7 protein-coding genes are annotated in these 11,792 nt (G+C 64.7%); 3 read left to right on the top strand and 4 right to left on the bottom strand.

The features are described from left to right. Positions 1-274 precede the first annotated feature (274 nt). The 3 genes from recC to B0O95_RS13420 are packed head-to-tail and all read left to right on the top strand — an operon-like array spanning position 275 to position 9,725. Complete coding sequence (recC, locus tag B0O95_RS13410) at positions 275-3,679, top strand: exodeoxyribonuclease V subunit gamma (RefSeq protein ID WP_104078350.1); 3,405 nt, start codon at positions 275-277, stop codon at positions 3,677-3,679. Beyond that, the gene (gene recB / locus B0O95_RS13415) at positions 3,679-7,413 is read left to right on the top strand and encodes an exodeoxyribonuclease V subunit beta (RefSeq protein WP_104078336.1); all 3,735 of its coding nucleotides are present in this window, start codon (positions 3,679-3,681) and stop codon (positions 7,411-7,413) included. The genes recC and recB overlap by 1 nt, the downstream gene beginning before the upstream one ends. A gap of 44 nt (positions 7,414-7,457) precedes the next feature. Beyond that, positions 7,458-9,725, top strand: a complete 2,268-nt coding sequence (locus B0O95_RS13420) for an AAA family ATPase (RefSeq protein ID WP_233203372.1) — start codon at positions 7,458-7,460, stop codon at positions 9,723-9,725. Positions 9,726-9,744: 19 nt separating this feature from the next. On the opposite strand, the gene arfB is transcribed toward B0O95_RS13420, so the two are convergent. From arfB to B0O95_RS13435, 4 genes are all read right to left on the bottom strand, one after another. Then, a complete protein-coding gene (gene arfB / locus B0O95_RS13425) occupies positions 9,745-10,146 on the bottom strand; it encodes an alternative ribosome rescue aminoacyl-tRNA hydrolase ArfB (protein WP_104078337.1) in 402 nt (133 codons plus the stop codon). Positions 10,147-10,149: 3 nt separating this feature from the next. Continuing rightward, entirely contained in the window at positions 10,150-10,308 is a 159-nt protein-coding gene (locus B0O95_RS15655; RefSeq protein ID WP_146064082.1) for a hypothetical protein, read from the bottom strand. Between the two features lie 66 nt (positions 10,309-10,374). Continuing rightward, positions 10,375-11,295, bottom strand: coding sequence for a DMT family transporter (locus tag B0O95_RS13430; protein ID WP_104078338.1), 921 nt, complete (start codon positions 11,293-11,295; stop codon positions 10,375-10,377). Between the two features lie 204 nt (positions 11,296-11,499). After that, complete coding sequence (locus tag B0O95_RS13435) at positions 11,500-11,712, bottom strand: glycine zipper 2TM domain-containing protein (RefSeq protein WP_104078339.1); 213 nt, start codon at positions 11,710-11,712, stop codon at positions 11,500-11,502. Positions 11,713-11,792: the final 80 nt, after the last annotated feature.

Consider the following 11,792-nt stretch of genomic DNA (forward strand, 5'->3'; position numbering starts at 1 on the left):
CGACGCTTTGGCGGGCACGCAATGCTGGGAGTCTAGCGCACTTCGCCGATGTTTTTTGCAGCAGCCGAAAGTCATGTTCGTGCGTGCCGGCGGCTAAGCTTCCGGCCCACAGCCCGATAACGTACCAGGACAGCGTAACGCCGCGGGTCCGTCATACACAATAGGTCGAACGGCCGGGTTCGCGTGCGGCGGGCGCTTTGTTATGCTTGGGTCTTTCACTGACGACGGGGCGCCCACGTGGCCGTCGCGCGTCGCGATTTTCATCCGCCGCTTCATGCTTGAACTGTTTTACTCGAACCGCTACGAGACGCTTGCCGCGGCGCTGTTGGGCGACCTTGAGCGTATCGGCGGCGATCTGTGGCGGCCGCAGCCGATCATCGTGCCGAATGTCGCGGTACGCCGACGGCTCGAATTGGACTACGCCGACCGGTTCGGCCTGTGCGCGAATGTCGAATTCTGCTATCTTGCGCAGTGGTTATGGGCACAGATCGCGCGCGTCGACGCAATCGACGTGCCGCGCGAATCGCCGTTCGCGCCGGAGCGGCTCGTATGGCGGCTTTACCGGCTGCTCGCGCAGCGCGGCACGGTGCGCGATGGCGATGGCCAGGCGCCCTTGACGCGACTGGACGCCTACCTGGCGGCGGCGGATTCTGCGATGATGTTCGATCTGGCGCGTCGCATCGCCTCCGTTTTCGATCATTATCTGACGTATCGTCCACATTGGCTTGCCCAGTGGTTGGCAGGCGAGTCGATTTTCGCGCCGCGCCGCCAGTCGGATGGCGCGCAACGGCTTGCCGGCGCGACGCCGATACAGCGTGCCGACGAGGCTTGGCAAGCACAATTGTGGCGCGACGTGCTGAACGAACTGGCCGGCGGACGCGATGCCGGTGCCGGTGCGCTCGAACGGGTGTCGCCGCCCGCGTATCGGTTTCTGTCGATCGCATCGCAATTGGATCTGGACGATGTCGCGCGCGCGGACTGGCCGGCGCAGGTCAGCGTGTTCGCGTTGCCGACGATGCCACCACTGCATGTGCAATTGCTGCGCGAGTTGTCGCGCTGGATCGATGTGCGGATCTATGCACTCAATCCATGCCGCGAGTACTGGTTCGACATCGTCACGCAACGGCGCGCCGACGCGTTGGATGCGGCGGGGCAACTCGACTACCAGACGGTCGGGCACCCGCTGCTGGCCGAGTGGGGGCGACAGACGCAAGCGCAACTCGCGTTGCTTCATGAGCATACCGAGGGTGCGGTGGCGGGCGAGAGCAGCGAATTCGTCGAGGCCCCGGCGTGCAGCTGGCTCGCCGTCGTACAAAATGCAATCCTGTCGCTCGAGCATCCGGTGTCGCCATCGCCACCGCCTGCGCGCGACGGCATCGAGGTTCACGTCTGCCACAGCCTGACGCGGCAGTTCGAGGTGCTCCATGACCGGCTGCTGGCCGAATTCGATGCGGATCCGAGTTTGACGCCGGCCGACGTACTGATCGCGGTGCCCGACCTGATTGCCGCCGCGCCGATCGTGGACGCGGTGTTCGGCGCGGTGTCGCCGGGCGACCCGCGCCGCATCCCGTATCGCGTCACCGGCTTGCCGCCGTCCCAAGCCAATCCGCTCGCGCGTACGATGCTGGACTGGCTGGCCCTGACGGAGCGCGACGTCAGCGCGTCCGCGCTGGTCGAATGGCTGCGCGTGGATGCGATTGCGGCGCGCTATGACATCGATCCGGTGGCGCTGGACACCGTGCAACGGTGGTTGGCGCACGCCGGCGCGCGCCGTTCGTTCGCGCCGCGTGAGCAGCGGGATCTTGACGCGCCCCGCGCTCGCCATACGTTTGCTGACGCCTTGACGCGGTTGTTTCTTGGCTACGCGATGCCGGACGACGCTCTGCCTGTCGGTGATTGGTTGCCGGTGGCGGCATCCGCCGGCGCCGACGCCATGCTGCTCGGGCGGCTGGCGCAATTCGTCGACGAGCTCGATGCATTCGCGCTCGCGTGCGCGACACCGCATACGGTTGCGCAGTGGCGTAATGTTCTGCTCGGCGCGCTCGAGCAGTTCTTTGATGCCCGCGGCCCGGATGCTGATTCATTGAGCGGGCTGCGCGACGCGCTCGATGCGCTGTTCGTGCAAATCGAAGCAGGCGCGCCACATACACCGTTGCCCGCGGCGGTGTTGCGTACGGCTTTATTGTCCGTGCTCGACGATCCTGCGCGCGGCGGGGTCCCGTCTGGCGCGGTGACCGTATCGCCGCTATCCAGCCTGCGTGGCGTGCCGTTCCGTGTCGTCTGCGTGGCTGGCATTGACAATGGCATGTTGCCCACGCTCACGCGTGCGGATGAGTTCGACCTGATGGCCTCGTTTGCGCAACCCGGTGACCGGCAACGTCGCGATGACGAGCGCAACCTGTTCCTAGACCTCATGTTGGCGGCGCGCGATACCGTGCTGCTTAGCTATACCGGCCGCAATATCTGCGACAACGCCGAGCTGCCGCCATCGGCGCTGGTGACCGAGCTGCTTGATCACCTCGCGTCGTTGAAGGCGGGCGAAGGGGCAAGCCTCGACGAAATTGCACTGGCGCGGCGCAGCTTTGTCACGGAACATCCGTTGCAGCCGTTCGCGCTGTCGTATTTTACGATGCAAGGGCCTTTGTTGACCTACGACGCAGATCGCGCGCAAGTGGCCGCAGCGCTTGCCGATCCGACACGGCGGATGGAGGCGGACGCCATACCGCCGTTTTTTGGTGACGCGTTGCCCCCCGATATGCGTGAGACGATCGAGTTGGACGAATTGGCGCGATTCTGGCGCCACCCGCAACGCGCGCTGCTGCGCGAACGACTGGGCATCGTGCTGCATCGCGCGCAGGCCCCACTGCCCGACACCGAGCCGTATGAGTTCGACTATGCGGGGCGCGATGCGCTTGCCGGGCGCCTGTTGCCGTTGCTGGTGGAGTCATCGGCGTACGCCGAGCGGGCCCATGAAATCGCGCGTGCGATCCCCGAATTGCCGGGAGGTGCGACCGGACGCGCGATACACGAGCGTGAGGTGGTGGCGTTGAGCAAGCTGGCCGAGCACATCCGGGGGCAGGTCGGCACTGGACTCGAACCTGTCGAATTCTCGATCCGCGTTGCCCCGCGCTGGCCTGAACGGCTCGGGTCCGTATCGGCGTTGCTGGATCGGGTGCCGGCGTGGCGCGGGACGGTGCTGTTGCCGACGGTGTTGACTGGCGTGCTGGACGGTGTGACGGGTAACACATTGGTACTCTACCGCTATGCCAGGCCGACCGCTCGTGATTACCTCGATGTGTGGCTGCGCCATCTGTGCTGGTGTGCCGCAAGTCCGCAAGCATCTCGTCAGACGCTGTGGATCGGCGACGATGAGCGCTTCGTGCTCACGACGCCACGGGAACCGCACGCGTACCTGGGCGAGTTGCTTGCGCTGTATCGGGCCGGGTTACGCGCACCGTTGCGTTTTTTTCCAAAAAGCGCCTGGTTACTCGTGTCGCAAAGCGAGTCTGCCGCCCGCAACGCGTGGTCGAACGAACGTACGGGCGGCGAGCTAGACGATCCGGCGATTCAGCTCGCGTTGCGCGGCACGCCGATGACACTGGACGACACCTTTGTCGCCATTGCCAGGACGGTGTTCGAACCGCTGCTCGCGCACCTGCAGCCGGCGGAGGACGCCTGATGACTTCCGACGTGCTTGAACTCGACGTCTTCGCGTGCGCGCTCGATGGCGTGACGCAGATCGAGGCCTCCGCCGGCACCGGCAAGACTTGGAATATCTGTGCGCTCTATCTCCGTCTGTTGCTCGAAAAGGACTTACAAGCGGACCAGATCCTGGTCGTGACCTTTACGAAAGCGGCCACCGCGGAACTGCACGAGCGAATCCGAGCGCGCCTGATGCAGCTCGAGCAGGCGCTCACGCATGGCGCCGCGCTGGACGACCCGTTCGTGACCGGGCTAATCGGGCGGATCGTCGATGGCGAGGCGCCGGAAACGGCCACGCTGCGCGCGCTGAAACGGATCCGGCGCGCGTTGCATGGTTTCGATCAGGCCGCGATCCATACGATTCATGCGTTTTGCCAACGTGCGCTGCAAGAAGCGCCGTTTGCGGCTGCGATGCCGTTCGCGCTCGAGACCGAAGCCGACGACACTGCGCTGCGCTTCGATGTCGCCGCGCAGTTTTGGCGCGAGCGCGTCGAACCGGAAGCGGCGCGCACGCCGGGATTCGCGCACTGGCTCGTTTCGCAAGGCGCCGGGCCCGCGGTGCTACAGGCGCTGCTCGCGCAACGTCTAAAAAAGCCGTTGGCCGAACTCGTATGGACCGACCCAGCGTGTGATGCGACGGTTGACACGACGATCGATCATTTTGGCCGCGCCGGCAACTTATGGCGCGAAGAGCGAGAGCAGATCGCGCAGCGGCTCGTCAACTGTGCCACCCAGTTGAACAAGCGCACGCACAAGCCGTCTCAGGTGCAAGCCGCGCTGGCGGCGTGGGAGCGCTTTTTTGTGCGCGGCGACCGCTATGCGCCGATTCCGAAGGACGCGCTGAAGTTGACTTCGTCCTCACTGACCGCTGCCACCAAGGCCAAATGCCAGCCGCCGGCACACCCGTTCTTCGACTGCGCGGATGCGTTGGTTGCTGCGTTCCGTAAAGAGCAGGCGATGCATCTGCGTCGTTGGTTCGCGCTGGTGCGCGAGTGGCTGCGTGTTGGGCCGCCGGGCGTTGCCGAACGCAAGCGCACCGCGCGGGTCATGTCGTTTGGTGACCTGCTAGCCAATTTGCATCATGCGCTGCATGCGCACCGTTGGCTTGCCGATGCGTTGCGTGAGCGCTATCCCGCAGCGCTGATCGATGAATTCCAGGACACGGATCCACTGCAGTTCGCCATTTTTAACCAGATTTTTGCGCCGAATGGCCCTTTGTTTCTCGTTGGCGACCCGAAGCAGGCGATTTACAGTTTTCGCGCTGCCGATTTGCACACGTACCTGGACGCGCGTGCTCATGCCAGCGCCCGCTACACGTTGGCCGTCAATCAACGGTCCGATCCCGCGCTGATCGCTGCGTGCAACCGCTTGTTCGGTGCCAACCCGCGCGCTTTTGTGCTCGACGGACTCGACTATCACCCGGTGCGCGCCGGCATGAGGACGCGACCGACATTTGCCGACCGGCACGATCCGCTCGGCGCAACCGATGGCAGTGGGGCGGCTCTGAGAGTATGGTGGCTGCCAGACCACGCGCCGCTGAGCAAGCGGGATGCCGAGCGCGCAGCCGCCGAGGCGTGTGCGGCAGAGGTCGCACGGCTCATGCGCGACGCGCGAGCAGGCGATGCGACGATCGGCGCCGAGCCGCTCGCCCCGGCCAATATCGCCGTGCTCGTGCAGACGCATCGGCAGGGTATGTTGATGAAACGGGTATTGCGCGGATGGGGTATAGGCAGCGTGGAACTTGCTCAAGCCTCGGTGTTCGCGTCGATCGACGCGGAACAATTCGAACGCGTCTTGCTGGCAATCGACACGCCGGGTGACTTGCGACGCTTGCGGGCGGCATTGGCCACGGACTGGATTGGCTTGGACGCGGCGGCATTGTGGGTCATCGAGCAAGGTGAACCAGCCGCTGCCGCGGCTGGCCGATGCGAGCCGGTGCCATCGGACCTGGATTCGGCATCGTGGGTGGAGCGGTTTGCGGGCTATCGGTTGCTTTGGCACGAGCGCGGCTTTGCGCCGATGTGGCGCATCGTGATGCGCGAACTGTGCATTGCGCAGCGCCTGGCGAGTGCAGACGACGGTGAACGCCGGCTGACCGACGTGAATCACCTGGCCGAACTGATTCAGGCTCGTGACAGCGAACACCCTGGTATCGCGCCAACCCTGTGCTGGCTGCGCGCGCAACGCGCGGATCCCGGCATCGGCGACGAGACGCAATTGCGGCTCGAATCAGACCGGGACCTGGTCCAGATTGTGACGGTCCACAAGTCCAAGGGACTCGAATACCCCGTGGTGTTCTGCCCGTTCCTGACCAACGGTGCATTGCGTGCAGGGCCCCCGTCCACTGCATTGTCGGTGGCGCGCGAGTACCATCGTGATGATGGACTTGCCGTGCTGCATTTTGGCTGCGACGGCGACGACGCGCAGCGCATCGATCGAGGCGTGATGCGTGAACAGGCGGCCGAGCGTGCACGCCTGATCTATGTTGCGCTCACGCGTGCAGTGTATCGGTGCTATCTCGTTGCGGGGATCTACACGAGCGGCGCCCATGCATCGACGAAGGAGGCGCGCCAAAGTGTGCTGAACTGGCTCGTTGCTGGTGGGTCGTCGCATTTCGACGCATGGTTGGATGAACCCCCTGAAGCTGCCGCGTTGGCGGCATGCTGGCGCGCGTTGCCGGGTGACGAGGATGGCATCGCCGTTGTGCCGCTGCCGACCGTGGCCCGGCGTGATCCGTTGCCTCCACCCGATGCATCGCACGTAGATGTGCGCCCACGCGTGCCGGCGCGCCGTCTCTTCGATGCCTGGCGGACCGCGAGTTTCAGCTCGCTCGCCTCGGCGAGACAGCGGCCATTACCGGGTATCGACGATGTGTTGCACGCGCGACCCGATCACGACGACGATGTCGCTCAGGTCGATGCACAGGCGATTGCATCAGAGCCTGAACCGATGCCGGACAGCGCGTTGACCGGGCTGCGTGACGACGACATCCTGCGTTTTCCCCGGGGGCCGGCCGCAGGCGACTGTCTGCACCGGCTGCTGGAGCTTGCCGATCTGCGCGATCCTTCCAGCTGGCCGACTGCCATCGCGCGGGCGCTGACCGAGCAGCCGGTGAATTCGCGCGAATTGAGCACGGAACGGCTCAGTGCCATGATGATGCGCCTGTTGCGGGATCTTGCGCATACTCCGCTCGAAGCGGACTTCATGCTCGGCGAGCTGGATCCGTCGCGTCGGTTGACCGAGCTCGAATTTGTCTTCCCGGTTGCGTCGCTCGACATGCGCCGGCTTGCGACAATGCTTGAGGAGCACGGCATCGCTGGCGTGGCTCTCGACGATGGCGTATTGCACGGCTATCTGAAGGGGTTCATCGATGCCGTGGTCGAGTTCCGCGGCCAATTCTGGATTATCGACTGGAAATCGAACTATCTCGGCAACTCGCCGCACGCGTATCGCGCGCACGCGCTATCGGCCGTGATGGACGCCCATGCATACCGGCTGCAGGCGTTGATCTACACGATTGCGCTGCACCGATATTTGCAGGCGCGACTGCCGGATTACGACTATGACACCCATTTTGGCGCAAGCCTGTACCTATTCTTACGAGGCGTGCGTCCGGATTGGCCTGGTGCCGGCATCGAACGATTCAGGCCGACGCGCGCCGTCGTCGAGGCGTTCGACTCACTGTTTTCAGCGGGAGGTGGCCATGCTTGATTTCAGTGGGCGCGGACCATGCTCGGCTTCGGTGGAGGGCAGTGATGACTGACATCATGCTGGCTCAGGGGTTCTCGCGCCGGATCGGCGCGCTTGCGCAGCGCTTGGGGGCAGCCGCCAGCGATGCACGCGTCGCTGCGGCCGCCGCCGCAATGGTCAGCGCGGCGACTGCGAACGGACATGTCTGCATCGAGCTGGCAGCGCTCGCGCGGCAACTCGGGCAGCCGCCCGACACAGTCCGCGCGTCACTGCTTGCAAGCGGCGTTGCCACGTGCATCGATGACGACGAGCCGGCGCCCCGTTTGCCGCTGGTGATCGACACCGATGACCGACTCTATCTCGCACGCTATTACGAATTCGAGCGTGGGCTTGCCAATGCACTGAGCGCACGCGCACAGGCGGAATTTGACGATGTGTCGTCCGATGACGCGCAGCGGTGGCGTAACGTACTGTCCCGCTATTTCGGCGAGGCGAACGGCAGCGGCCTCGACTGGCAGCGCGTCGCGGCGGCTGTCGCCTTGTCCGGGCAGCTGACGATTGTTAGTGGTGGGCCGGGCACGGGTAAGACGACCACGGTCGTCGGCGTGCTGGCCTGTTTGCTCGATGCCAAGCCGGACTTGCGCATCGCGCTGGCGGCGCCTACCGGTAAGGCGGCACAGCGCATGCTGGAGGCATTGGCGTCCCGCACCGACCGGTTGGCTCACAATATCGCCGCCAGGCTGCCGACCGCATCGTATACGCTGCATCGGTTGCTGGGCAGCACACCGGACAGGGGCTTTCGCCACCATCGGCGTAATCCTTTGCCGTACGATGTTATCGTCGTCGACGAGGCTTCGATGATCGACGTCGCGTTGGCAAGCCGGTTGGTGGACGCCGTTGCACCGCGTGCTCGGTTGATCCTGCTGGGTGACAAGGACCAATTGGCCGCGGTCGACGCGGGAGCGGTGTTCGCCGAACTGAGTGCGCATCTGTGCTATGTCGGCCAGCGCGCCGAGCGCATCGCGCAGGCGCTTGGCTGTACGGCCAACACATTGCGCAACGCGCTTGCCGGGTATGTTCGCGGCGGCCTGCCCCAACGCGAACACACTGATCTGTTACCGGACGGGGCGAGTTATCGTGCGTTGTTCGATACGCTTGGCGTGTCGGCCGATAAACAAAACCCATTGGATCGGCGGACTGCGATACTGGATCCCGGTATCGCGGACGTGCCGCCCATTGCATTGCCTTCCGGTGACTCGCGGTGTTTCCTGCCGACGCAGGCTGTTGCCCCGATGCAGCCTGCTACCCAGGCCCGGACTGCTACCCCGGCGCAGCTTGCCGCATCCGCGCCGCCTGACACGCCGACGCCGCCCTCGGCGCCTGCACAGCGCGATCTGTTCGCCGACGACAATCCGGCGGATGGGGCGGGTATTATCGAGCCAGCGCCGAAAGACACGGCGCGCGCGGCCGACGGTGCACAGCCCGCCGCGCTCGCCAATTGCGTCGTGTGGTTGCAGACCAACTATCGGTTCGGTCTTGACTCTCCGATTGGACAGCTGTCCAGTGCAATCCGCGACGGTTCGCCTGCGGACGCGCTCGGCGTACTCGAGACGGCAGACGATCGCGCGCCCGCATACTTCATCAATGATAGCGGACCGGCACTCGGACACACGGCACGCGAATATATCGCGCGGGGTTTCGCACGCTATGCCGATCTGCTGGCTGGGATGTTGCAGCGGCGCGAGCCGCAGGCCGGTGCGCTGTTCGACGCGCTCAACGCATTCCGTGTGCTGTGCGCGGTTCGCGCCGGCCCACACGGCGTCGATGCGTTGAACGAGTGGGTCAGTGCTGAACTGCGTCGGGTCGCCCGCTTGCCGCTCGCGTCGGCCGCCCGGTGGTTTGCCGGCCGTCCGGTCATCGTCACGCGCAACGACTATGCGCTCGGCCTGTTCAATGGCGACATCGGCATCGCGCTGCCGGCTGGCGATGGCGCGCTGCGGGTGGTCTTCGAACAGGGTGCTGAACAGCGCCGGAGTGTGTCGCCCGCGATGCTGCCGTCGCACGATACGGCATTCGCGCTCACGGTCCACAAGTCACAGGGTTCGGAATTCGAACGGGCTGCGTTGGTGTTGCCGCCTACGTTCAGCCGGGCTTTGTCGCGGGAGTTGATTTACACGGCTGTGACCCGTGCGCGGGCTCAAATCGCGATTATCGGCACGCATGCGGTGCTGGCACAGTCCATTGGCACGCCGACCCGCCGCGATACCGGACTGTCGGCGCGGTTACGGTACGCGGCGGCGCGTGCACAGCGCGAAACCGCCTCGTCACGGTAAAGTCGTGAGCCTGTCGAACCTAGTCGGTCACTGGCCGTCTGCCGGCCTTGATTTGGCCACGACGCGCCTTCTTGTCGAGCCTGCGCATCCGCGACGCCAGCGTCGGCCGGGTTGCCCGGCGGGGCCGACGGGGGAGACTGGCGCGTTCGATCAGCTCGTGCAGGCGTGCGAGTGCCTCGGCACGGTTCAACTCCTGTGTCCGATAGGACTGCGCCTTGATGACGATGACCCCGTCGCGCGTAATGCGATTATCGTTCAGCGCGAGCAAGCGCATCTTGACAATCTCGGGCAGCGACGAAGAGCGAATCGAAAACCGTAAGTGGATCGCACTGGATACCTTATTGACGTTTTGCCCACCTGCGCCTTGCGCTCGCACTGCCGTCATGGTGATTTCGTGGTCGGGAACGATGAGCTTGTGCATGGTTCAGTGTCTGCCCGTACCGGCCAGTTCAGCCGATATAGCATCATGGATGCTGGTCCGGATCGCCCGCACCAGTAACACGTCCAAGGTGATTTCGTCGGCGCCGACGTTGCAGCGCACCAGGGCCTCATAGCCGATGATACGCGTATGCGTAATCGACATGACCGGCTGGAATACTGGGCGCAGCTTGCCGTATTGAGCGGCCCAGTGGCAAGCCAGCGCCAGGCGTTACGATTCCTGCATGCGTAACCGCTTGATGAGGCCGGCGGCAAGCGCGGTGCCGATCAGCACGACCCCGCATCCCTCGATCATCCGCATCGACACGGATTCCGCGAGGAACAGCGCGCCCCACAAAATACCGAACACCGGTATCACGAACGTTACCGTCATTGCGCGGGCCGGCCCGGCCGTGGCCAGCAAATGGAAGTAGAGCCTGTATGCGATACCCGTGCACGCGACACCGAGCGCCAGCACCGCGAGCCACGCATGCGTCGAGACCGGGGCGGCAGGCCAGCGCCACGCGGCCAGCGGTAACAAGGCGATGGACGCGCCGACCATGCTGCCGCACGCCACGGTCAACGAGTCCACCCCGGACAGATATTGTTTGGTGTAGTTCGCCGCCACGCCGTATAGGGCCGTGGCACCGAGTGCCGCGCCCGCAGCGAGCGTGGTGGCAGCCGCCGGTACCGGCGTGCCGCTTGCGCCTACCGGTGCCGTAATCTGATCCCAGACCAGCAATACCACGCCCGCAAAGCCGAGCGCGAGCCCGGTGGTGCGCATGCCGCTGAGCCGGTCACCGAGCCAAACGAATGCGACCAGGGCGCCCCACAATGGCGTCGTCGCGTTAATCACCGAAGTCAATCCGGCCGACAACGTGAGTTCGGCGTAAGCAAACAAGCAAAATGGCGCGGCCGAATTCAATATGCCAACGACGAACAATGGCCACCATTTGCGGCGCGCGTCATACCACGCGCTGGCTAATCCCTTTTGTGCCACTAGCAGCGTGACCAGGAACACCGCGCCGATCGAGACGCGTAGTGCCATCAGCGGTGCGACGCCGAATTCGGCCACCCCGATCCGAATGAACAGAAACGAGGCACCCCATAGTGCGGCAAGCACAAGCAAATTGAGAAGGTTACGGGCTGTCATAGGCAGGATCAGAAAGAACGCCTATCACTCTAAGCCATGGCGGCCGCGCTGGGAATGGCGCTCCAATCGTTATTGCGGCACTTCGCTTATGGCTGAGTGGTTTTGCCCTGGGGCGAGGCAATGGATCCGCGTGGCCCGTAGCGTGGAGAAGGGTGCGGCCAGCCTGTGCGATCGTGGCGTGGTCGAATGTCGCGCGACGAAGCCTTACTTGCCGACCTGGTTGCCGATGATGCCGCCGACGGCTGCGCCGCCCAGCGTCGACAGTGCGTTGCCGCCGATTGCCGCGCCGGCGACGCCGCCCACGCCCGCGCCGATCGTGGTGTTGCGCTGGCGCGTGGTCATTCCGTCGCACGCCGCCAGGCTCGTCAGCAGTGCGGCGACGAGCGCCGCGGCGCCGATACGCTTGACCGAATTCATGATCGTGACTCCTCGTTGTGTTGATTGCCGACCTGATTCGATAGTATGCGATCGATACGTTTCAAGACGTTACGGCTTTG

The organism is Mycetohabitans endofungorum (assembly GCF_002927045.1).
GTDB classification, from domain to species: domain Bacteria; phylum Pseudomonadota; class Gammaproteobacteria; order Burkholderiales; family Burkholderiaceae; genus Mycetohabitans; species Mycetohabitans endofungorum.